Annotated in this window: 13 protein-coding genes; 8 read left to right on the top strand and 5 right to left on the bottom strand. The window is 48.2% G+C overall.

Annotated features, from left to right (window positions below):
- Window positions 1–35 precede the first annotated feature (35 nt).
- Entirely contained in the window at window positions 36–2753 is a 2718-nt protein-coding gene (locus KV201_RS10075) for a DEAD/DEAH box helicase (RefSeq protein WP_226059229.1), read from the bottom strand.
- A 376-nt stretch (window positions 2754–3129) separates the two neighbouring features.
- Here KV201_RS10075 and KV201_RS10070 point away from each other — a divergent pair, with 376 nt between their 5' ends.
- Both KV201_RS10070 and KV201_RS10065 read left to right on the top strand, forming a co-directional pair.
- Window positions 3130–4500, top strand: a complete 1371-nt coding sequence (locus KV201_RS10070; protein ID WP_226059228.1) for a DUF4397 domain-containing protein — start codon at window positions 3130–3132, stop codon at window positions 4498–4500.
- Window positions 4501–4751: 251 nt separating this feature from the next.
- The gene (locus tag KV201_RS10065) at window positions 4752–5873 is read left to right on the top strand and encodes a sterol desaturase family protein (RefSeq protein ID WP_006083140.1); all 1122 of its coding nucleotides are present in this window, start codon (window positions 4752–4754) and stop codon (window positions 5871–5873) included.
- Window positions 5874–6067: 194 nt separating this feature from the next.
- Here the strand turns inward: KV201_RS10065 and KV201_RS10060 are convergent, their stop codons facing one another.
- Window positions 6068–7519 carry a LysM peptidoglycan-binding domain-containing protein gene (locus KV201_RS10060; RefSeq protein WP_226059227.1) on the bottom strand — a complete coding sequence of 484 codons (1452 nt, stop codon included), beginning with the start codon at window positions 7517–7519 and terminating at the stop codon, window positions 6068–6070.
- A 220-nt stretch (window positions 7520–7739) separates the two neighbouring features.
- Here KV201_RS10060 and KV201_RS10055 point away from each other — a divergent pair, with 220 nt between their 5' ends.
- From KV201_RS10055 to KV201_RS10040, 4 genes are all read left to right on the top strand, one after another.
- On the top strand, window positions 7740–9095 hold the full coding sequence (locus tag KV201_RS10055) for a leucine-rich repeat-containing protein kinase family protein (protein ID WP_226059226.1): 1356 nt from the start codon (window positions 7740–7742) through the stop codon (window positions 9093–9095).
- A gap of 294 nt (window positions 9096–9389) precedes the next feature.
- Window positions 9390–10622, top strand: coding sequence for an efflux RND transporter periplasmic adaptor subunit (locus KV201_RS10050; protein ID WP_226059225.1), 1233 nt, complete (start codon window positions 9390–9392; stop codon window positions 10620–10622).
- Window positions 10622–13699, top strand: coding sequence for an efflux RND transporter permease subunit (locus KV201_RS10045; RefSeq protein ID WP_226059224.1), 3078 nt, complete (start codon window positions 10622–10624; stop codon window positions 13697–13699). The genes KV201_RS10050 and KV201_RS10045 overlap by 1 nt, the downstream gene beginning before the upstream one ends.
- A 194-nt stretch (window positions 13700–13893) precedes the next feature.
- On the top strand, window positions 13894–15711 hold the full coding sequence (locus KV201_RS10040; protein WP_063883599.1) for a sel1 repeat family protein: 1818 nt from the start codon (window positions 13894–13896) through the stop codon (window positions 15709–15711).
- 165 nt (window positions 15712–15876) lie between these two features.
- On the opposite strand, the gene KV201_RS10035 is transcribed toward KV201_RS10040, so the two are convergent.
- Window positions 15877–19002: a M9 family metallopeptidase gene (locus KV201_RS10035; RefSeq protein WP_226059223.1), complete on the bottom strand. Its 3126-nt coding sequence runs from the start codon at window positions 19000–19002 to the stop codon at window positions 15877–15879.
- Window positions 19003–19477: 475 nt separating this feature from the next.
- On the opposite strand from KV201_RS10035, the gene KV201_RS10030 reads away from it, so the two are divergent.
- Together KV201_RS10030 and KV201_RS10025 are read left to right on the top strand one after the other, a co-directional pair.
- Entirely contained in the window at window positions 19478–20479 is a 1002-nt protein-coding gene (locus KV201_RS10030; RefSeq protein WP_226059222.1) for an NAD(P)H-quinone oxidoreductase, read from the top strand.
- A gap of 497 nt (window positions 20480–20976) precedes the next feature.
- The gene (locus KV201_RS10025; protein WP_006083132.1) at window positions 20977–21381 is read left to right on the top strand and encodes a hypothetical protein; all 405 of its coding nucleotides are present in this window, start codon (window positions 20977–20979) and stop codon (window positions 21379–21381) included.
- A 169-nt stretch (window positions 21382–21550) separates the two neighbouring features.
- On the opposite strand, the gene KV201_RS10020 is transcribed toward KV201_RS10025, so the two are convergent.
- Both KV201_RS10020 and galK read right to left on the bottom strand, forming a co-directional pair.
- Window positions 21551–22585, bottom strand: coding sequence for an aldose epimerase family protein (locus tag KV201_RS10020; RefSeq protein ID WP_006086124.1), 1035 nt, complete (start codon window positions 22583–22585; stop codon window positions 21551–21553).
- 160 nt (window positions 22586–22745) lie between these two features.
- Entirely contained in the window at window positions 22746–23891 is a 1146-nt protein-coding gene (gene galK / locus KV201_RS10015) for a galactokinase (protein WP_226059221.1), read from the bottom strand.
- Window positions 23892–23988 lie beyond the last annotated feature (97 nt).

Below are 23988 nucleotides of genomic sequence, written 5' to 3'. Positions count from 1 at the left end.
GTCAACGGGGATGTCATCCGTGAGATGCTTATTGTTTAATTCGAGTGTTCTAGCTTAAATTGATTGCAGATTTGTTGGATACACAGTTCCCGCTGCTGACACCAAAGCCCATAGCTCACGGGGATAAGTTTAATGCCTGCGCGCTGTAAGAGTTTATATAGTTCAATATCGAAAAAGTCCGCCCAAGGTCCTGGGTAACCGATTAAATCTATCGCTAAATATTGGTCACCATAGCGACATAAAATATCCAGTTCCAGCCCCGCCATATGGTAGGCGCGCCAGACTGTTATCCCTTTTTCTTCAATCGCCTGTGCCACCGACTGGCCAAAGGTATCGAGTGCATCGACATAATTGTGTGCCGCTTGAAATTGGCCCGCCGATGCTAAGTAAGTTGCCAGTAAATTATTGTTGGGGAGTTCATGCTCTTGTACCGATAAAAATAGCCATTGCGCCTGTTTGGCTCGGGTAATCGCGACGTTGAACATATCGGCTCGATTTAAATACACCGCAGCTCGGCTGTCGTTGGCCGTAATGCTAAAAGATATCAGCATGATATCGCGCTCTTCCCCTTGAAAACCAAAGGGCGTGGCAATCCTCAATTGATGACGTTCTATTTGTTGTGCGCTAAAGCGCGCCATGATTTGCTGGGATAAATACTCAGTTTGATTGCGAAAACAGGAGAGCACACCAATGCTGGAAGGCACTAATGTATTCATTTGTTCATCAATCAGTTGTGATAACTTTTGAATTAATGCCTCCGCTTCTAGTCTGTTAACTCCCTTGCTATCCCGCGCGCCTGTCACTTGTATTCTATGTAAGTGTCCTGAACTCGTGCAGGGTCTGTGCTGCATAATTTTCAGTATGCCTTGATAAAACTGCTGATTACTAAATTGGATCAGCTCAGGTTTGCTACGGAAATGCTCATTTAAAAATACCACTTGGGACTGGCTCGTGAGGGATTGTGATACTAAGTCGAGCATGCTCGCATCACGGTAGCTCATTAACCCGCGACAATCCTGCGCGAGTCCTAACTGAGTGTGGATTTGGGTTTGCTTCGCGCGGGATAAAAACGAGAAATGTCGTAATTGTTTGTTATCACCAACAACCAGTGCCGCCTTTGCCCGCTGCAATGCAGGTAAGCATTCGGCAATATTGGCTTGAGTGGCTTCATCAATAATCACTAAATCAAACATTTGCTGCTCCATAGGGAGCACTTTATGTAAGCTGGCAAGGCTAGATAACCAAATAGGAAAGGTTTGTTTTAGGGCATCAAAATCCGTTTTGTAGAAACCTTCGAGTTGCTTAGCGGACTGCCGAGCGCGAAGTGCACTGGCAAAACTCACCAGCGTACTGCGCTTATGTTTGAGTAATTGGTTTAATCGATAGTGAGTGGCCAATTGTAAGTATTTGAGACTTAAGCTTTCTTTTTGCGCTATCAGTGTCGTTAATTTATCAAGCACATTCCATTGCTGGGCAAATTGTTTGATCCCCGCATGGTATGCCCAATTATAAAATCCTAAGCGCCAGCGCGATTGTCCTTGTTGTAAGGTCGCCAGTTTTTGGCCGCGACGTATGGCATGGCGGCAATGGTGTATAAAACTGGCTTCCATTTTGGTTTGCTCACGGGCCACAGTATTAAGTTGCTGTTTTGCATTGAGTAGTAAGATATCTGAAATGGTTTCATCAGTCGCTGGGTGCTGACCATGGAGCATTTCATCTATCTGGTTTTTAAGGACTTTAATAAACTGCGGCGAGCCGGCTCGGATAAGACTGCTACCTAGCTGGAATTGTTGCTCTAACTTATCGGCAATCACATCAACGGCAACATCGGTATGGGCGACGATGAGGACAGATTTCCCCCTTAATACCTGCTCCGCCGCCACTATGGCTATGGTGTAACTTTTACCTGTTCCGGGTGGGCCTGAGATCTGCCCCAAAGTTTGATTGGCCGCTATCTTTAACGCCTGAATTTGGGCGCGGCTTAACAGCCCTGGAAGATAAGCCTCTTGCGTGTCTGCATTGTCGCTTGCTGATATTTTTTGTTGGGTTTCTGCGAATAGCGCTTTAAGCGGCGCAGAGTGTGAGGGCGCTGTTATTAGCTTGTCGAGTTCGTGCAAAATGCCCCGACTAGCGAGCGAACGCTCTGCAAGAATAATTTGGCTCCGACTGACCATAAACTGCCCACGTTTACGGCATAAACTAGTGAATTCAGCTTCATCGATCAGTTTGGGAAAATGCAATAAATGACTGGTATCAACATCGGCTTGACCCGCCCGCAGCCAAGCTATCCAGCCACTGACATCTGTTGGATTATCGCGTAACTCTTGACTTAAGCTGTGACCTTCAACGACTAATTTTTCTAATAGTGCTTCATTGATGGTGAATGGCCCTTGGCCAGAAAATGTGTCATTGCCCTGCAGGTAAATGTTATCGCCATCTGCCTGTAATTGGCATTCGCGGTAAAGGAGTGGTGTCACGACTTTACGTTTTTCGCCATTAAGTTCGACTGTGCCGCAGAAAAATAAACAACAGTGCAATAGTACTTTTTCACGTAGATACAAGGCACTACGCGCCATTAATGCAGAGGCTTGGGCAAATGGCACGGGTAAACGGGGTAGGAAGCCACTGCTTAACTCGTCTTCATGTTGGAGTAATAGCTTTTCTTGCTCAGCAAGCTTGTGGCTAGACCAGAGGTTGATTTCGGCACTATCGTGTTGAAAACATTGTTTGTAGTAGTTGAGAATCCCTTGCAAATCCTATCCATCCCAAAGGCTTAATTGGCGATGCGAGAGTAACCCAATCGCATAAGTCGAACAAGGTTTGTACCGTCTGTGGATGGTTTATCCATAGTCGCAATAAGCCTAAAAGAGAGCTGTTCGATAGACCAGCCATTTTCCACCGCAGTAGAAGCGTTTTTGAGATGTGAGCAAAAGTATCGGCAAATGCATTTGTATCAATTAAGAGGCCAAAAAGTGTGGTTTGTATCACTATTTGCAGTGTTATTGAAATGTTTGTTAAGTGTTTGAGTTTGTGAAATATTTGTTTTTGTTTTTAAGGTAAAAAGGCATTGTTGTCATTGGATATCTGGGTAGACTGAACTGAATTTTATGTCAGTCAATGAGGGAAACAATGATAAAAAGTAAGCTAAAGGGATTCGCTGCGGTGACTGTTGCCTGTTTAGCGGTAACGGCATGTGGCTCAGACAGCAATAATGAAGATGGCACAGATCAGAATGCCACCTATGTGCAATTCTATAACGCTTCGGCCGGAAGCACAGCGACGGCACTCAAAGTCGCCGATAAAACCTATGAAAGCGTGATCTATGGGGACACTATGCCGCGCTTTACGTCGACGGCGGGCGTGAGTGCGATTGAAGTGATGGCTAAGGACGCCTCTAACAAAGATATCTCCATCTATAAAGAAGATATCGATTTGAAAGTCGCTACAGATCATTTCTTTGTATTGCATGGTGATTTTGCCGAACCTAAATTACTCAATATCAACTATTCCCGCACTGAACTCGATAAGCTTAATGAAGTGGCAGAAAACAGTAAAATGCAGCTTTTGATTGCGAATACAGCTGTGCATGCCCAAGCCTTTGATGCCTATGTTTCTAAGTCGACACAAACCTTTGCCGATGCCGTGATGTTTGGCAGTGTGGCCTACGGTGAAGCGTCGCAGCCGCAAGTGATGGATACTGGGGAATATAAGGTTTACCTCACTCCTGCGGGAACGACCAATGTGTCTTACACGACTGCGAACATTAAATTCAGTGCTAAGGTGCCTTATAAGCTGATCATCCGTGAAGGTTTTGGCGCTTCGGATTCAAAAATCACCTTAGACAGCGTCGATTCAACCACTAATGTTCGTAACCATGTGGCGCTAGAAGCGAGTGTCGATTATCGCGTCTTTAACGGTTTAGGCTCGCACATTATCGATGTGAAAGTGGCCAGCAGTAAGCAAGAAACCCTGTTTAGCGAAGTGCCATCTTTTGGGGTGACTAGTTATCAAGGCGCCGAGTTTAATGACTTTGGTGTGAGCGTGTTCGATCACGGTACGCAAAATAAATTGCTCGATAATGTGCTGATCACCCTTAATCAAGATGATATTAAAACCATCTTCATTTACGAGCAGGCGAGTGAGCAGGGCAGCCAAGTGAAGGCGATGGAGATGAAGCAAACTCAGACTCCAAGTCCCTATAGCTTTAAGTTCGACATTGTGAGTTTTGCCGATAAAAGCAATCTCACTGTGTATTTCTTAAAAGCAAATGACACGATTGAAACTGCGGTAAATAAAATCACTGCGGTCAATCCAGCTAGCCCTCAGTCAGTGACTGTACCTGCAGGCGAATATTCTATTAAAGTCATCGCAGTCGAAAACGGCACTAAAACCGTTGTCTATGCATCCGATTTAATGGATTTCAGCAATGAAGACAATGTCACTATGGTGCTGAATAAAGATCCTGCGACTAGTTTTGGTTATAACTTGATTAAGATCTAACCGCTAAGGTGAGTAAACTTAGCTAATACAAGAGCGCTACTTAGGTAGCGCTTTTTTTTGGCCGTTTTTTAGGTGTTCATTTTAGAGAGGCTTAATAGATTCAGCATTATTCTCTTAGCGTGCGCTTTTTATTGATTGTGGCAGTGAGGTTAATGTAGGCTAATCGGCAAAAATTAAGCTGAGTGATTGTTGTGTGAATAGCGCTGTTGTGTGGATAACGCGAGCAACAATAGGAAAAGGAGTTCACTGTGATGAGTAAAGGATTTAAAGACGGCCATTTCCAAATTGGTGAAGGCAGTATTAGCGGCACCATAGCGTGTATGTTAGCCATATTATCGTTTCTAGGTGTATTGGCATTTCATTTCCCCGAATATCTCACCACTCCCGAATTACGCCAAAGCTATAACGTCGATGTTATTCGTAGTTTGATATTTGTCGCCTTAGTGGTGTCGGGCAGCTTAGGTTTATTGAATTTTATTCGAAATAAAAATAAGCGTTTCGGCTTTGTGGCTTGGGTATTTGTGAGTTTAGCGATCGCCTTTGGTGGCCATCAAGTCGAGGTTGAGCCTTTTGCAAATCATAAGGTCTCACTGGGGTTAGATTGGTTTATTTTAGACTTATTAGGCTCAACCTTAATTTTCATTTTTATCGAGAAATGGTTACCCCATAAACCAGAACAGGCAATATTGAGACCCGAGTGGCAAGGGGATTTAAATCATTTTCTGGTGAATCATTTAGCGATTGGATTTGTATTATTGGTCGCAAACCAATTTGTGCAGTCGAGCTTTTCTTGGGCCATTTCCAGCACAGTGCAAAGCTTTATCGCGGGTCTTCCCTTTGTGTTGCAACTGCTGTTGATCCTATTGGTCGCCGATTTAATGCAATATGCGGCGCACCGTGCCTACCATGAAATTCCTTTCCTGTGGCGCTTCCATTCGGTGCACCATAGCGCGAAACATTTAGATTGGTTGGCTGGTTCAAGGCAACATATGTTTGAGTTGATTGCTACCCGTTGTTTAGTGCTCACGCCGATTTTTATCTTGGGATTCTCTAAAGACATCATCAGTATTTATGTGATTATCGTTGGCGTGCAGGCGGTCTTTAATCATGCCAATGTCCAAGTTAACTTCGGTTGGTTACGTTACTTAATCGTCAGCCCGCAGTTCCACCATTGGCATCATGCTTCCGATAAGGCGGCTATCGATCGTAACTATGCTGCCCACTTTTCATTTTTAGATTACTTATTTGGAACCGCCGTTCGAGGTCAGAAAGAGTGGCCTGAGCAATATGGTGTCGTTGGCGATTACATGCCCGTTGGCATGTTTAAGCAGCAATTGTATCCCCTCGGTTTAGCGAAGAAAGACACAAAATAGCAGCGTTGTATTTGAAGTGACTTATTTTAAAAGATGGGTTTGAAGTGACTGTTCGCAAGTGACTCTTCGCAAGTCGCAAGTCGCAAGTCGCAAGTCACAAGCCACTCTTCCTGTAAGCGTGGGACAGAAAAAAGCCCAACACAGCGTTTTTAATTTGCGCTTTGCTGGGCTTTTTGCTGTTAACGCCGTAAGCGTTATTCGCTGATTTTCAGTTCTTGGCCTGGCTTAATAATGCTCTTGCCATTGAGCTGGTTCCACTTCATTAAATCAGCCAGTTTGACCTTATTCTTACGGGCGATTTTATCCAGTGAATCGCCGGATTTCACTTTATAGGTTTTCGCTTTTGCCGCTGGTTTGTCGGCCGATTTTGAGCTGGTGGCTTTAGTGCTACTGGCATTTGCTTTAGTCGATGACTTGCTGCTGACTTTGCTATCGGCCTTAGTGTTGGCTTTAGCGGGTTCAGGCGCATTGTCATTGGCCGCCATTGGCGTTAATAGTGTGAGCTCTTGGCCGACTTTGAGGCGGTCGGAGGTCAGATTATTAGCCTGTTTTAATGCCTTGACTGACGTATCAAACTTGGCCGCGATTGTGCCTAGGCTGTCGCCGGATTTAACTATGTAGCTTTGGCTGTCATAGCGTTTTTGGGCGTAGAGTTTGTCGTGGTTTTCCTGATATTGACCTATGTTTTCCAGCGGTAAGGCGATTTGATATTTGCCTTTGCTCGGGATCACGCCTTGGCGAAAGCCGGGGTTATAGGTTTTAAATTCTGCCTTGCTCAGCCCAGCCGCATTGGCGATTTGGCCGATATCCACGCCATTGGGCGCAGGCACTCTATCCAAGAAAGGGCGGTTAGCTATCGGCCGTACTTTTAGATTGTAATGATTAGGGGCGCGAATAATTTGAATAAAGGCCAGCCACTTAGGCACAGTCTGTACGCGCTTAGCGGGAATGCCCAACGACCAAAAGTCCGTCGGTTTGCCCTTGGCTTTGTTCTTGTCGATGGCGGCTTTAATCACCAATTCACCGGTATTGTAGGCGGCGACGGCGTTGATCCAGTCGTGATCTAAGGTGTCGTATAAATGCTGTAGATAGTCGAGCACGGCATCGGTTGAGGCCAGCGCATCTTTGCGACCGTCGTAGGCAGAGTTAACCGTTAAGCCAAAATTACGCCCTGTGGCGGGGATCATCTGCCACAGTCCAGCCGGGCCGTTTGCCTGTGCCAGTGGATTGTAACCACTTTCGACTATGGGTAATAACGCCAATTCTAATGGCATGTTACGGGCTTCGAGCTGGCTGACGATGTAATACAAAAAGGGCTCGGCGCGTTCGCCGACTTGATTCATAAATTTCTGTTTATCATCGAAAAAGTTACGCTGTTTGCGCACTTCGGCATCGTCATGTACGTCAATGGTATTGGCGTGTTGGATCTTTTCCCAAACGTCGCTGTACTGCTCAACCACAGCGGGTGGCGTGTGCTGCTGGTGTTGTGGCGAGTGGTCGCTACCGTTACTCACATCATTTGCAGGGGCACTGAATTCTGTGGTCGATGGACTTGCCGACGTGGTCGCGCAACCGCTCAATTGGGCCACGAACATGGCCAGCATTAGCACTGTAAAAGAGTGCGTTTGGCGAAAATGTTTCCGCATGATTGTCCTGTGATGAGTTAACTGGGCATTCCATATTGGTGCACATGCTAATCTGTTTTCGCGTTTCTGGATAGCTCCCCACGGTTTCCCCCTATTTGCAATGCCCGCTTAACGTCCGTTTAGCGCCGATCGCGCCGCCCTTTGGCTGTATATCTTGCGTTTAGCTTTAATCATTAATGCGCTACCATAGCGGCGATTTTTCATTGACTTGGGTAGCAAAGTGCAGACGTTAGCGCAGTTAAGAGCAGGGCAGTTACAAGGGATCACGCGTTTACAATTGGTCGAGGAGTTAACCGAGTTTCCGCGGGAGATTTTTGACTTAGCCGATAGCCTCGAAATCCTCGATTTGTCGAATAATCAACTGAGTACTCTGCCCGAGGACTTGCACCGTTTATCGCGCTTAAGGATCCTCTTTGCTTCTAATAACCGCTTCGAACACTTACCCGAGGCATTAGGGCGCTGTGCGAATTTAGAGATGATTGGCTTTAAGGCGAATCAAATCCGCACTGTGACTGCCGCCGCGTTACCGCTACAAACCCGCTGGCTCATTCTTACCGATAACCAAATCGAAACCTTGCCTGCGGCTATGGGCGATTTACCTCGTCTACAAAAATTAGCACTAGCGGGCAACCGGTTAACGGCTTTGCCCGAGTCGATGGTCAATTGCCGTAACTTAGAATTAGTGCGTCTATCGGCCAATCAACTGCAAGCGCTGCCAGCTTGGCTATTGGGTTTGCCTAAGCTGACTTGGCTCGCTTTTGCGGGTAATCCGTTCAGCCATACCTTGGTCGATCCCCATGCCGATGTGGCCACAGTGGCAAACGTGACTCTGCATGATATCAAGTTGGCAGAAAAACTGGGCGAAGGCGCCTCTGGGGTGATTTACCGTGGTGATTGGTTGAATCAGGCCATGATAGCCGCGACGGGTTCATCGCAGATTGCGGTAAAACTCTTTAAGGGGGAGGTGACGAGCGATGGTTATCCCGCCGACGAGTTAGATTGCTGCCTCACAACGGGAGATCACCCGAGCCTTATTAAGGTGGTGGCGCACATCAGCCATAAGGATCAATTGGGCTTAGTGATGGAGCTCATCCCGCCCGGGTTTAGCAATTTAGGTTTACCGCCCAGTTTGGCAACCTGCACCCGCGATACTTTTAATACCAATACCCAGTTTAGCCTTGATGACGTGACTAAGATTGCACTCCAATTGGCCGATGCAATGGCGCACATGCACGCCAAGCAAGTGAGCCACGGCGATGTCTACGCCCATAACATTATGGTTAATCAACAGATGAACCTGTTGTTTGGTGATTTTGGTGCGGCATCCAATTTACGCAATCTGTCTACAGTAGAGCGCTTGGCAATGGAAGCGATTGAAGTGCGCGCGCTGGGCTGCTTGATTGAGGATCTGTTGGCCTATGTGGATGCATCGGCCTATGTGAGTGCCTCGATTGGCCCTGAACACTATAGAAAGTTGAGTGCGATTAAGGATGAGTGCATGCAGTTAGATGTGACTCAGCGCCCCTGTTTTGCAGAGGTGAAAAAGGCCATCGAAGCCCTGCTAAAAGGCAAATAGTGGCTTGCTAACAGGCTGACTTTACATCTGTTTCTAGTTTGTTGTGTTTTATATGTCCTTGTGTGATTTAAGTTCGCTCTATTGGATTTAGCGTTAACTCATTGTTTTGTTTGGTTGTGTAGCCGAGTTTTTACTGGCACTGACTGGGATTATGCCTATAGGCTGTATACCCAAATAACCTCAAATTGCTGAAACAGGCATTTGGGGGACTTGGTATTAGTCTTGGGTTCAATCCGGTTTGCTGTTGTCGGATAGGATGTCCGTTGAATAGTAAGAACGATAGGTTTGCATACTATGTTTACACGAACGCTGTTTACACAAACGATGTTTATACAAAGAGTGACTGAACGAGCACGCAGTGAATGCGATATTTCATTAAAAAGCCCCCATCATTTCCCAAAGGCGCCCTTATTCGCGCCTTTGACGTTTCTACTGGCGAGTCTTTTCACCTTAACCCCTATAGCCGTATCTGCGGCGGACAAGGTCGACGTTATCCCTGTGACGGTCGAGGCCATTAAAGAAACCTCCTTTGCCGATGTCGTCAATGAAGTCGGTAAAATTAACGCCATCGATTCGGCGATACTCAACTTCAACGCCAGCGAAAAAATCAGCGCCATCCATTTTAGTAACGGCGACAAAGTGACGAAAGGCCAAGTGATTGCCGAGCAAGATAACACTAAGGCCAAGGCCGATTTAGACAAGGCCAAGAGCACCTTAGCACTGGCGAAAACTAAGCTTGAGCGTATTGAAGACCTGCTGATCAAAGAGCCTTTCGCACTCGCCAAGCAAGATGTAGATGAGCTGCGGGAAAATGTGAATCTGGCCGATGCCGATTTTCGCCAGAAACAAGCGACCATGAACGACTACTTGATCAAGGCGCCCTTCGACGGTCAACTAACAAGCTTTAGCCAGTCCATCGGCAGCCAAATTGGCGCAGGTACAGCTTTAGTCACTCTCTATAGTTTAAATCCCGTCGAAGTCCGTTATGCCATCAGCCAAAATGATTTTGGCAAGGCGCAAAAAGGTCAGAAGGTAAATGTAACTGTCGAAGCCTATGGCAATAAGGTGTTCAAAGGATTAGTTAACTATGTGGCTCCAGCGGTGGATGAAAGCTCAGGACGAGTTGAAGTGCACGCCGCCCTCGACAACCCAGAGTTCAAACTAGCGCCCGGCATGTTCGCCAATATTAAGCAGTTCTATAGCCGTGGGATTAAACGCTTATTAGTGCCGCAAAATTCGATTATCGCCAATAACGACGAACGCTTTGTCTGGTTAGTGCGGGGCGATAGCGCCGTAAAACAAGTGGTTAAACTCGCGCAAAACACTAATGACGGTTATGCGGTCGTGACTGAGGGTTTAGCCGAAGGCGATCTCGTGGTTAAGACGGGCATGCAAAACCTCAAGTCTGATAGCAAGATCAAAGTCATTCAGGATAAAAACACGGCAGATAAAGCGGCAGCCTCCAGTTCCAACTCAGGTGCGGGTGCTACTCCAAGTCCTGAACCTAGCACTGAGGGGGCCGAATAATGCGTTTACCCGAAGTTTGTATTCGTCATCCTATCTTCGCCTCCGTACTCAGCATTATGGCTGTGTTACTGGGCTTGATTGCCTTTCAAAAACTCGATATTCAATATTTTCCTGAGCACACCACCCACTCGGCATCTGTGAATGCATCGATTGCAGGGGCGAGCGCCGATTTTATGTCGAGCAACGTGGCCGATAAGTTGATTGCTGCGGCTTCGGGCATAGATAAGGTCGATACTATGTCGACTGACTGTAGCGAGGGGCGCTGCTCGTTAACCATTAAATTCAATGACGATACCAGCGATATTGAATACACCAACTTAATGAATAAGTTGCGTAGCAGCGTTGAAGGGATTAACGATTTTCCCCAGAGCATGATAGATAAGCCAACGGTCACCGACGATACCTCGGCCACAGATTCTGCCAGTAATATCATTACCTTTGTGAACGCGGGCGGCATGGAAAAGCAGGCCATGTACGATTACATTAGCCAGCAACTAGTGCCGCAGCTCAAGCAAGTGCAAGGCGTTGGCGCTGTGTGGGGGCCCTATGGCGGCTCACAAAAGGCGGTTAGAGTCTGGCTCAACCCCGAGCAGATGAAGGCGCTGAACATTAAGGCCGCCGATGTGGTGGGCACGTTAGGCTCCTATAATGCCAGCTTCACCTCGGGCGCGATTAAAGGTAAATCGCGGGATTTCTCGATTAACCCATTGAATCAAGTTGAAACACTCGAAGATGTGAAGGACTTAGTGATCAAGGTCAGCGAAGGCAAGATCATCCGAGTGGCCGACGTCGCCGATGTGGTGATGGGCGAAGAAAGTCTGTCGCCGAGTATCTTGTTTATCGGTGGTCATAGCGCGATGTCGCTGCAAATTTTACCGCTGAGCAATGCTAATCCTGTGACTGTGGCCTCGAACATTAAGGCCGAAATTGCGCGCATGCAGCAGCATTTACCCCAAGGGTTAGAAATGACCTTGGCCTACAATCAGGCCGACTTTATTGAGGCTTCCATCGACGAAGGCTTTTCCGCGCTGATTGAGGCGGTGATCTTAGTGTCGCTGATTGTGGTGTTATTTTTGGGCAGCCTGCGGGCGGCATCAATTCCTATCATTACCATTCCCGTGTGTGTGATTGGGGTGTTTGCCGTAATGTCGGCCCTCGGTTTTAGCATCAATGTGTTGACCATTCTAGCGATTATTTTGGCCATCGGTCTGGTTGTTGATGATGCTATTGTGGTGGTGGAGAACTGTTATCGCCACATCGAAAACGGTGAAACGCCTTTTAACGCGGCGATTAAAGGCTGTCAGGAAATCATCTTCCCGATCATTGCCATGACCTTAACGCTCGCGGCCGTGTATCTGCCGATAGGATTAATGTCGGGGTTAACCGCCGATCTGTTTAGGCAATTCTCCTTCACCTTGGCCGCCGCCGTGATGATCTCTGGCGTAGTGGCGTTGACTTTGTCGCCTATGATGAGCGCCTATCTTATCAATACTACTGAGCAGCAGCCGAAATGGTTTAGCCGAGTCGAGCATGCGCTGCAGCAGTTAAACGATTTGTATATCAAAGAGCTGGATAAGTGGTTTACCCGTAAGCGCTTAATGCTAGGCGCGGCTGTGGTGCTTATCGGTCTTGCGGGCATCGCCTACTGGCAGTTGCCGAAAATACTTTTACCCGCAGAAGATTCAGGCTTTATCGATGTGGCGTCCAATGGTCCAACCGGTGTGGGTCGCCAGTATCATCTGAACCATAATGCTGAGCTTAATGGCGTGATGGATGAGCATCCCGCCGTTGGGGCGAACCTGTCTTACATCGAGGGCGAGCCAGTAAACCATGTGCTGCTTAAACCTTGGGGTGAGCGCAGCGAGGGCATAGATGAGGTGATCAGCGACTTGATGAGCAAATCAAAGGAAAGCGTTTCTGCCTATAACATGTCCTTTAGCATTCGCTCGGCGAATAATCTCAGTATTGCCAATAACCTGCGATTAGAACTGACGACCTTAGACCGCAATAAGGACGAACTCAATGACACTGCCGCCAAAGTGCAAAAGTTACTCGAGGATTATCCTGGGCTGAACAACGTAGGTAACTCAGTGCTGAGGGATCAGCTGCGCTACGACCTATCTATCGATCGCAACGCCATTATCCTTTCGGGCGTCAGCTATGGTGATGTGACGAATGCGCTGTCGACCTTCCTTGGCTCAGTCAAGGCGGCGGATTTACATGCCACCGATGGCTTTACTTATCCGATTCAAGTGCAAGTGAACTTAGATAAGCTCAGTGATTTCAAAGTATTGAATAAGCTGTACGTCACTTCAGAATCTGGACAAGCCCTGCCGTTATCGCAGTTTGTGTCGATTAAGCAGACCACGGCAGAATCGAACATTAAGACCTTTATGGGCCTTGATAGCGCCGAGCTGACGGCGGACGTTATGCCCGGCTATTCCACCGATGAAATCAAAGCCTACTTAGACGAGCAACTGCCAACGCTGCTCAACGATGCCCAAGGCTTTAGATACAATGGGGTAGTGAAAGATTTAATGGATTCACAGGCGGGCACTCAGTCGCTATTTTTGCTGGCTCTGGTGTTTATCTATTTGATTTTGGCCGCGCAGTTTGAAAGCTTCGTCGATCCCTTAATCATCTTACTGACTGTACCTTTGTGTATTGTTGGCGCGCTGTTGACCTTAACCTTGTTTGGCCAGAGCGTGAACATCTACTCGCAGATAGGGTTATTAACCTTAGTGGGGTTAGTGACCAAGCACGGCATCTTGCTGGTGGAGTTTGCCAATAAGCAACAAGACCAAGGCTTGAGTGCGATTGAGGCGGCGCGAAGCAGTGCTAAATCTCGCTTAAGACCGATTCTAATGACGTCTTTAACCATGATTTTAAGTGCTATTCCTTTAGCGCTGGCTTCTGGGCCGGGCTCATTAGGGTTAGCCAACATAGGGTTAGTCTTAGTCGGTGGCCTATTGGCGGGGACCTTCTTCTCGTTATTTGTAGTGCCTGTGGCCTATGTCGCTATGGCCGAACTCAAAGCTAAGGATGTACTTGCAAGGCTGCGTAGCGCCAAAGCTTAGTTCTAGATTCGTTGGGGTTTATCGAGACTAGATCGACAGCATGGGTTCAACTTGCCCGCAAATACGTTATGATCTAAGCCAATAGCTAAGCGCGTTGGCTTAATTTTTTCGATAACTTAATGATCTTTTTTTGTATTTAAGCGAGTGTTTTAGTGCGAGTGGATTTGCCTCATCAGCGACGGAGAGCTGGCATTATGAGTTTGTTACAGTGCTTTCACAGGGCGCCCCTGTATTTGGCTTGTTCGGCTGGGCTGATGTTTGCCTCTCCGGTCATGGCCTCTTTTTGGGAGTCCTTGTTTCGCAGTGAGTTGCCAGTCGATCAAGTGACGGCGCCGGCGGACAGCCAGCGTTTCGAGTTTGTCGGTGTGTTGCCCGCCAATACGCAATTAGAACTCGTCGGTTATTACGCCTCATCGATTTGTACCCGCAAGGAAATCCGTTTTCCCAGTGGCGATCTTGCTAATCCCTACCGCGCGACACTCGAAGAAACCTCAGTGCTAAGACAAGTCATCAGTAGCGGCAGTGAAGCGAGTGAGTTTTCGCTGCCCTTAGCCTTAAATGGTGGCGGTGATTGTCAGTGGCATCTCGAGGATTTAATGCTCGATGTGACGATACTGCCGAACCACCCGCTGTGGCAGAGAGCTAAAACGCTGCAACGGGATTACCTCGCCAAGTTGCAGGGCACCTCGGTAGATGCGGCTCAGCTTGCCAGCCAAACTGCGTTGCCGACTCAAGTGTCATCCCACGATGATTTTTATTTAAGTCATGAGCTTAATATCGATCCTATTCATGCGGGCAGCGAGGCAGATAATTCTCTGTTGGCGACCACGCCGTTATCGTTAGCACCAGTTTACTATCCGGTTTTTATTCATTATCCAGAAGAAGACAAACCCTTCGAAGCACGGCTGAAGAGTAGCCTGCAGCGCACTTCTAGCCTGTGGGCCAGCCCGTATACTCAAGCGGTTCGGCGCGGTGAGGAGGCGGTAATGCGGGTGAACTTTAATCCACAGATTGCCGAGCATTACGAGGTCGATGTTTGGTATCAGCCCGATACGGTTGAGGTGAAGTATCCCGACGGCACTCAATATGCTTATGCTAACAGTGAAGTAAAACTGTATGCCTATGGTAAACCTGAATCACAAATCAAGACCTTAGCTCAAAGTGCCAAGGCCGAAGATAAGCGCTTATTGGCGCGTATCTATGAGTTGGGCCACGCCTTACCTAAGGACGAGGCTAAGGCACAAGAGTATTACCGTGAAGCCGCAGAGGCGGGCGATATTGAAGCCTTGCACTGGATGCTAGACCAAGCCGGTTACGCGGGGCTAATTGATGAAAAAACCTATTGGCTCGGACGCGCCGCGAGCTTTGGTGACAAAGAGGCAAAGCTTGAGTTAATCCATTTGCCTTTATCTGCCATCGAACGTGGCCTCGTTAATACGGGTGAAGATAAGGTCAGAGAAACGCAAGCGTGGCAGCAGTTAAATCAATTAGTTGACCAAGGATTGCCAGAGGCAAGCAGCCTTATGGCTTTCTATCAACTGTTACCTTATTCGCCGTATTTTAATGCTAATGCCGCGCTGGAAAATTATCGTCTGAGCGTGAAGGCTAAGCCTGAACTGGCCCATGCGGCGGCCAGCGATTACTACTATTTGGCGGATAATTTTGCTGCGGGTGAGGAGTTTTGGCAGATTGCCGCCGAGCGGGATCTCTATGCCGCAGCCGAACTTGCCAATATCTTGTTATCGGAAACCCATCGAGATGCGGTTAACGCGCGTTACTGGTTAGCAAGAGTGACGACGCTGGGTGCCAAGCAAGGTTTGCAGGCGGACATTTTAGGCAATGCATACTTCCAGCTAGCAACCTTATTAGATAAAGGCGAGGGCGGCGCGGTCGATGCGAAAACAGCGTTAACGCTTTATCAGCAGAGCATTGAAATTGCAGAGCGATTTTCAAATGACTATGAAGCAAGGGCTAAGGACAGAGTGCAAGTGCTTGAAGAGATGCGCTTATAACTTCATGTTTATATAAAAGAGTATTCGTTAGCATTTAGCCAATAAAAATCCCTGCCATGGCAGGGATTTTGCTATTTATTCAACTGCTTGATTTAAGCCTCTAGTGTTAGGTGGCTAGAGTTCAAAAGCTGATTTAAACGATCTGGCTTAAACAACGACAGCCAACTAGCGTAAATCAACCTGCAGTGCGACACCCGAACTCTGGGGTTCACTCTGCACTGTGATGTAATACCAACCCAGGCTTGGTGCATCGACTGTGATACTTTCTTGAGTGTTAGCAGGCGTGACAGACGCTGCATCGAAGTGTTGAGCATTGGCCCACGTTGTCCCCGAAAACAGGCTCACATCACCACTGCCGTGGGCCGAGTTGATGCTTAACTGACTCGTACCTTCTGGCACCCAAAGATAGTAATCGCTGCGACCATCGGCGGTGCAGATGGCTTTGCCTGAACTCAGTTCACCATGACTCAAGGGCGATTGCGTTGCGCAGGCATTGGCGATTAGAGCCGGCGTAGGTGTGTTGCTCGCGCCTGTGTTGAGGGTGAGTGTGACACCGCTAAACTCAGTGGCAGTGTCCACTGTGATATAACGCCAGCCGCGATTGGCACTAAAACTTAGCGACTCTTGATTACCCACTTGAGTGCTCTTGGCATCGGCATTATCGGCGTCGGCCCACTGACTGGCATTGAAGTAGAGATTGGCATCCCCAGAGCCGCCCTTAGTGGTGACGGTGAACTGAGTATTATCTTCCTCAACCCAGAAGTAGAAGCTGTTGCGTCCACCACTGATACACTCGTTTTTGCCCAGTGTGAGCTGGCCGTAATCTAAGGTCACTGCACCGCAATTTGCTGGTGGCTCAGGATCTACGCCGCCATCTCCCAGATCGGGATCAACATCAGCGAACAGCTCAGTGGTGCTAACTTGCATATCGACGCCGCCAAAATCCCCCGACAAGGTAATGTAGTGCCAATATTCGTCAGGGTTTAACTGCACTTTAATGACTTGATAGTTACCGTTGCCGATCCCCGCGCCTTGGTTTTGTTCTGGGCTTGCCCAACTTTTAGAATTGAAATAAATGTCGGCATCACCCCAACCGCCGCCAATCTTGATCCACAGATCTTGGGCCGAGCGCTCGGTATTAGTAAAACTGAAACTGGCGCGACCGAGTTTGGAATCAATACATTCCATCGGCACATCGATTTTAAGGCTGGCCGATTCTGTGTAACGGTAGGCTTCGTTCGTCACTTGGCAAGGCGAGTAATCCTTACTGATAGTGCCCGCAGGGCCAGTCCAATTACCTTCACGGCCACTGGGCTCAGCATCGACATCACTTGGGCCTTTATCGACTATGCCATCGTCAGCCGTGCTCAAGCCGCTGGCGAGCCAACCTTGCCACTCGTTGTCGTAACGTGTGCCAATACCATCCATAAAGGTTTGATATTCCGCGTATTGGTCGTTACGTAGGTAGGCGAGAATCTGTCTTACATCGTCCCTGTGATGCTCAAACATAAAGCGCACCGCCAGATAACCCCAACGGTAGATACGGTCTTGGCCCGATTCATAGTTGTTTTTGAATATGGTCGACAACATAAACTCACCGGTTTCGCCCATGGCAATGGCCGCGGTATTGGCGTCACGGTAAGAAATGTATTCTGCGAGGCCTTCAATCCACCAAATGGTATTGGCCGACGTGCCGCGGCTAAAGTCACCAAACAGGTTATAGCGCCCGTCGAGGTAGTGCACATATTCGTGTTGTAGGTTCCAAACATGGAAATCCGGCGTGCGCCATTCGGCTTCATAGGCGATAAAACGCGCCTGATTTTTGAGTCCGGCGGGCGAGCCCTCAAGGTACATGCCGCCGTTGTCGGTATTGATACCAAAGATACTGTTGGCTAAGGATTTATACTCAGACGAGCTGCCAAATATCACTAGCTCTAAATCATCGTTGTTATCTTGCCCTACAGGTTGCATGCCCGTTTCAAGTTTGCTGTGGAAATAGCTTTCTTGGCTGGTCAGCACATCACAGGCCCACTTGGCTTGATCTTGATAGAGATCTTGGGCGCGGATCTTGAGACTGTCGGAGCATTTCCAGTTGAACGGTAGGGTATCGGCCTCTAACTGCGCCTTAAAGCCACAGATATTGTAATCGTTACAATGGCTGCGATCGTAATAGTCGGCCATTTCTGCCGCCGCGTACCAAAGCACCTTACTCGGTTCGGTTTTGCTGGTGCTGCTGAGGATGTTTTTAACTAGCTGAGTCACTCGCGGGCGCATGGCATCAATGTAATACAGCCGAGATAACTCTTTGACTGAGTTGACTAACAGATACTCTGCATTGGTGCCTAACAAGTCACGATGTTCGAGTTGGAAGTTATTCAGCGCATCTAAAATGCCTTGGTCACGAGCGAACAGCGCCTGCATGTCATCATTCCACTGGGCGCGGAATAAGGTGGTAAACACTGAGTTTGCAGCGGCGTTCATGGCGAAACTGGCTTGCCAGTTAGCGTCGTAGTCCGTTAGCACTTTTATGGTGACATGATTGAAATCGGCGCCGAGCTCGGCAGAGTCAATCAGGATTAAGGCTTCTTTCAACACGCCAGCATTGTCATCGGAAACAGTCCAAATCGCAGCGTTCGCAAATAAAGCGTTGAGGGCCGATTTTAAGCTGGCCTTAGCGGCGCTGCTGTAAGCGGGTACATCATTTGGGCTGTAAAACTGCACATAGAGAGCGGCGCGGACAAAATAAATATGCGATTCAAGATGCTGAACATCGACCCCAGTGTAGTCCTTGGCTTTAGTGGCAATGGCGTTGGCGACACTGATCACATTGGCCTCGCTAAACAGCGCGGTCGCAGCACTGCCTTTGAGGCTATAGAGCTTACCGACGCACTCGGGTGTCGATTGGCTCAATTGATCCACTAGGGCTTGGCCCGATTTACCGACAAAGTCACTGCAGTCATCACTTTGCAGTGCGGCGCTGCGACTCTGTAACTTAAGTGGCGGTTGCTCAGATACTTCTCGCTTCTTGCGTGAATGCATCTTAGGCGGTTCTGTCATTGTCTGTTCTGTCATAGTTGGCTCATTCGGGGATGCCATCAATGGCGTCTCCCGCAGTAGCGGTCTATGGGATTCTATTTGGCTAATGGGCGCCGAGGGTGGTCGTGGTGCGGGTTGCGCTTGTGGATTGCTGGGTGTGTTGCTGCCTAATGGGTGACTCGTATGAGTGTCATGGGCGAGAGCGGGAGTCGCAAAAGCTAAGCTAATAGCTGCGAAGAGCAGTGTGTTTTTCATTGTGTATCCGTAGTTATCTAGTCTGCAAAGCAGATCTTCCTTGGGCGTTATTTGATGCGTGGAACCTAAGCTTGCATCAAACCTCATTGGATTATTTGCGTGATAACAATAGCGCGACAAACATCGCAGCTAGCAAATAATGCGTTCAAATGATGGCTGTAAGTTTTTAATATATCTAGTATTTACCTGTAAATTTGTTTGATACATCTTTTCTGTTCAGCTTAGGTTCAGCTTATTGCTCAAAGGACTCGTGCCAGAAGCTGAGTCTGTGGGACTCCACGGCTTAGAAAGGCCAGATTGAATGCCTTATGAAATACCTGATTGAATACCTTGTGGAATAAGAGTGGCTATTTGGCTTGAATTCGCGCTAGCTTAGCCGCATTAAGGTTAGATGCACTTTTCCGCAGTTAGCACTCGACCCCTGAGATGCTAAGCCATCTGTGATGAGGTCGATGCCATTCCCAAAGGAGCTTTTATGTCAGCTTTACCAAGCGAATACACCCATATCCATGTTGAGCAACCCGGGGCGCCCGAGGTGATGCAGCTATCGCGCTCGCCTTTACCTGTGCCAGCGGCTGGCCAAGTGTTGATCCGCGTGCATGCAGCAGGAGTAAATGGCCCCGATGTCAAACAAAGGGTAGGCGCTTATCCGCCACCACCGGGTGCATCACCGATTGTTGGGCTTGAAGTCGCGGGTGATATTTGTGCCCTCGGTGAAGGCGTGAGCCAATGGCAAATCGGCGACAAGGTTTGCGCCTTAGTTCCGGGCGGGGGTTATGGCGAGTATGCGCTCACCTATGCTGCCCACTGTTTGCCTATCCCAACGGGCTTTAGTTATGTGCAGGCCGCCGCGCTGCCAGAAACCTTCTTCACCGTATGGGGCAACCTGTTTATGCGTGCGGGACTGAAAGCGGGCGAGACTGTGCTGATCCACGGCGGCTCGGGCGGTATCGGCAGTACGGCCATTCAACTTGCCAGCGCCTTAGGTTCAAAAGTCATTGCCACAACGGGGCAAGATGAGAAGCGCGATTATTGCTTGAGCCTTGGCGCCGCTGAAGTCATCAACTATCGCACCCACAACTTTGTTGAGCCCGTCATGGCGCTCACCCAAGATAAGGGGGTGAACGTGGTCTTTGATATTGCGGGTGGCGATTTTATTAACCTCGATTTACAAGCCCTAGCGATGGACGGCCGTATGGTGTCGGTGGCGATGCAGCGTGGCCCTAAGGCCGAAGTGGAGATTTTCCGCCTAATGGCAAAACGTATTATGTGGACAGGGTCGACTTTAAGGCCGCAAAGCGTGGAGGCTAAAGCCGCCATTGCCGCCGAATTATTTGAGAACGTCTGGCCGCTGTTAAACGCCCATAAAATTGTGCCCAATATTTTTGCGACCTTCCCATTAGGCGAAGCTGCGAAAGCCCATGTGCTGATGGAGTCGGGTGAGCACAGGGGCAAGGTGGTACTGACGGTGATTTAGGCTCGGCACGTTGGTTTGGCTGCGTGCATCGTTTAGGTCGCGGCCATTTGAGGCAAGTCTGAGAGCGTTCAGGCAAAAGAGTGGCTGAGTAACGTAGGGGTAAATAGTCGTTTGCGCTACTGTCGTTAAATCGTCATGGTTAAACCTGATGCTTAACCTTGCAGTAACCTCGAACGGCAACTTCGAATCGTAAAGTTTATACCCATCGAACATAGTCGATATGATTGCTTTTTATTGGGAATAAAACTTGCCGCGTCGATTTTTTAGACTAAAGTCGTTAATGATTAAACTTTTTGGGTACTTTGGCAGAAATTAATACGTAATTAGTGAAAATTTCATGGTATGAGGCATTGATTATCGGAAATATTCTGTAAAAATACCCAGTTGAAAACGTCAGAGACTTTCCGGCGCTATTCGTGGATCAAAGCAAGCGATGCTTCGCTTATTCAGGCTAAAAAACTCATAGTGTATGTGTTGATTTAAGGGTATTAGCATATATGTATAACACAGCAAAGAAACAGGTTTGGTATGGTGAGCTGAGAACATCGAAAGGCAACGCGATTGTCGTCCATGACAACCAGCTGCCCGATGCCTCCCCAGGACGTATCTACCTATACAATTCCGATCGCGATGCGATCATTGAGTATGTGGAAGATATCGTCAAAGTGAACCTATACGACTTAGATGAGGCTGCGTTAAAAGCTGCTGAGGCTAAGTTTAGTGGTGCATGGAAGGCGGCTAGAGCTCAATTCATGAGTAAGCATCAAGCTCGTATTGACCTAAACAACGTGAAGGAAACTGCGCCTGTTCGTAAGGCGAAGCCTGAAGTTGAACCAGAAGTGGAATCCGATGCCGTAGGCGTCGATTTTGACGATGATTGGGTCGATGATTTTGATGATTAACACAGTGTCGGCTTAAGGGCTAACACTGTGAGTGTAAGGAATAAAATAGTGCTTATTTTATTCCTTATCGCTTTATTTCCTTCCGCGAAACCGCGCGTTAACCTCAATTCATCGCTATTTTATCGCGACTCGATTTACCCGTTAATATACCGCTAATTTATAGCTAATGTTACGCATCGGCATCGAACTGATATCGGCTGATGTGGTGATAAACCTTGCCTGGCACTAACCAAACATCATCACCAAAGCGCTCGCCTTGATTCGGTGAGTCTGGCAGCATCTGCGGTTCTAAACACACGCCATGATGTTGATTTAATACCTGTTGATTGCGACCCACTGTGCCATCTAAAAAGTTAGCGCAGTAGAGCTGCACGCTCGGTTGATTGGTATAAACCGTCATAGCGCGGCCACTCACAGGACTACTTAAACAGCCAAAGCGGGCGAGTGAACCGTCGGGGTCATTCATCATATAACAGTGATCATAACCGCGCGTGTTCGCCAATTCAGCGGCATGCAGTTTGTCGCCTAAGCGTATCGGCTGACTCAAGTCGAAAATCGATCCTGCAGTCTCGGCAATCCCAGTGGGAACACTGACATCATTCATGGTGAGATAACGCTTGGCATCGATTTGCATCAAATGCTCGTGATTGGTCTCTGAACCATCGAGGTTGAAATAACTGTGCTGGGTTAAGCTCACGGGACAGGCTTTATCCACCGAAGCTAAAATTTCCACATAGAGATTATTACCTGCGAGACGGTAATCTAGCTGAACCGTGCAATTACCGGGGAAACCCATGTCGCCGTCTGGACTCATTAAGGTCAAGCGCACACCATCGGGCAGTTGGCCTAAGTGCCAGTTTTTACGATTAAACCCTTCACGGCCGCCGTGTAAACAGTTAGTCGCTTGGTTGACATCGAGTTGATAATCTTGGCCTTGATAGTGCATTTTGCCGTTAGCTATACGATTTGCAAAACGGCCAGCAATGGCGCCTAAGTGAGCCGATTGCGTCAGGTAGTCTTCGGCGCTGTCGCAACCAAGGACGATATTGGCACGTTCGCCGTGTTTATCTGGGGTCCACAGAGCACGGATAATTCCGCCTAAGCTGATGACTTCTAATGCGAGTATGCCATTGTCGATCCGAACCCGTTCGATTTCGCCGCCGCGGGGATCGGTCCAAGGATCCAAAACACTGAAACGTACCATTTAGCTTCCCTCTGTGTTGAAAATGCTCACTGCTTATTGTGTTAAATGAGTATGTTAACCCTATTATTTGCCATCAACACCATAAAGTTCAGCGATGAATTCGTATGTTATCGACGGCCTTGTCACTGTATTGGTTTTCTTTGTTTTAAGCGCGTTCTGGCTAATTGTCTATGCGGCCCGCGCCAGCGCTGGCGGAACATAAATAGACAGTGGCATCAATTGCGGTTTTGTCGAAAAACTCATGTTCAACGGCGGCTACGACAGCATCGGTCAGTTCATGATCGACTAAAGCGACCACGCAGCCGTCGGTCATGCGGATGCCGCCACGCTCGCCAATCACTCGGCTGACAATCTCAACTAAGGTATCAAATTCGGGCAGTGTCACTTCAAAATCATCCCGCAGTGAAGCATGGGATTCCGCCATTAAGCGACTGAATTTTTGAATGTTATTTTGCTCTAATGCGCGGGCAGCACTCTGGGTTCTTTGGTTTTCTGTGACGACGTGTTTCGCTCTGCGATATAACACTTCATCTAAATCGGCTTTTGCGCTTTCTAATCGACGTAAATCGAGGTGACGCAGCGCATCTAAGCCAAAGTATTCTGCCGCTTGGGCGCATTCGTTGCGACGTTGTTGATTGGTGGCGGCTAAACGTTGTTTCTCAATATGGGCATCTATGATGATAAGGCTTAGGTTTTCTGGGATGGGAATGGCTTCGCTGTCCAGATCTAAGCAGTCAATCAGCAGCGCGTGGTCTTGCTCACCCATGGCGCTGCACATTTGATCCATGATGCCACAGGCCGATTCGACATATCTGTGCTCACCACGTTGGGCCAGTTGCGCTACCGCCATTGGCGATAAATGCAATTGGCTGGTATCACTGATGGCAGTGCCGAAGGCGACAACGAGGGCGCCCGATGAGGATAAACCTGCTGCAAGTGGTACATCGCCCACAATGGCTAAGTCTAAGCCCTTGGCTAATAAACCTGTTTGCGCCATAGCCGCAGTAAAACCTTTGAGGTAATTCACCCAGCCATCTTGCGGGTCCATGTCGTTTTCTTGACCGAAGGTCCACTCTTTAATTTGTCCGGGAAAGGCATCGGCAACGGCACGAAACTTAGTGTCGTCACGGCGTTTTACCGCAATCACTGTATGAAAATTAATGGCTGCCGGGAGTACAAAACCGTCGTTGTAATCCGTGTATTCACCGATCAGATTGACGCGCCCAGGGGCTTGATATAAATCGTCGGCTTTAGTGCCAAAGGTTTGGACAAATAACTTTGTGGCGCGCTGCGCAGGGTTTGACATGCTGTAAAAAATTCCAAAAAAGCTGAGCTAATTTCGTTACCGTCATCGATTTATATCACGACTGAGTCGGTGATGTAACTGAGATTTTTTGCTGAAA

The organism is Shewanella sp. SR1, assembly GCF_020447145.1.
GTDB classification, from domain to species: Bacteria; Pseudomonadota; Gammaproteobacteria; order Enterobacterales; family Shewanellaceae; genus Shewanella; species Shewanella baltica.
This window is presented reverse-complemented; position numbering and strand designations above follow the sequence as displayed.

What these genes read in the sequence shown, in the direction of transcription:
- KV201_RS10070 (WP_226059228.1), top strand. Translation starts at nt 3,130, where the DNA reads ATGATAAAAAGTAAGCTAAAGGGATTCGCTGCGGTGACTGTTGCCTGT.
- KV201_RS10065 (WP_006083140.1), top strand. Translation starts at nt 4,752, where the DNA reads ATGAGTAAAGGATTTAAAGACGGCCATTTCCAAATTGGTGAAGGCAGT.
- KV201_RS10060 (WP_226059227.1), bottom strand. Translation starts at nt 7,519, where the DNA reads ATGCGGAAACATTTTCGCCAAACGCACTCTTTTACAGTGCTAATGCTG.
- KV201_RS10050 (WP_226059225.1), top strand. Translation starts at nt 9,390, where the DNA reads ATGTTTACACGAACGCTGTTTACACAAACGATGTTTATACAAAGAGTG.
- KV201_RS10045 (WP_226059224.1), top strand. Translation starts at nt 10,622, where the DNA reads ATGCGTTTACCCGAAGTTTGTATTCGTCATCCTATCTTCGCCTCCGTA.
- KV201_RS10040 (WP_063883599.1), top strand. Translation starts at nt 13,894, where the DNA reads ATGAGTTTGTTACAGTGCTTTCACAGGGCGCCCCTGTATTTGGCTTGT.
- KV201_RS10035 (WP_226059223.1), bottom strand. Translation starts at nt 19,002, where the DNA reads ATGAAAAACACACTGCTCTTCGCAGCTATTAGCTTAGCTTTTGCGACT.
- KV201_RS10030 (WP_226059222.1), top strand. Translation starts at nt 19,478, where the DNA reads ATGTCAGCTTTACCAAGCGAATACACCCATATCCATGTTGAGCAACCC.
- KV201_RS10025 (WP_006083132.1), top strand. Translation starts at nt 20,977, where the DNA reads ATGTATAACACAGCAAAGAAACAGGTTTGGTATGGTGAGCTGAGAACA.
- KV201_RS10020 (WP_006086124.1), bottom strand. Translation starts at nt 22,585, where the DNA reads ATGGTACGTTTCAGTGTTTTGGATCCTTGGACCGATCCCCGCGGCGGC.
- galK (WP_226059221.1), bottom strand. Translation starts at nt 23,891, where the DNA reads ATGTCAAACCCTGCGCAGCGCGCCACAAAGTTATTTGTCCAAACCTTT.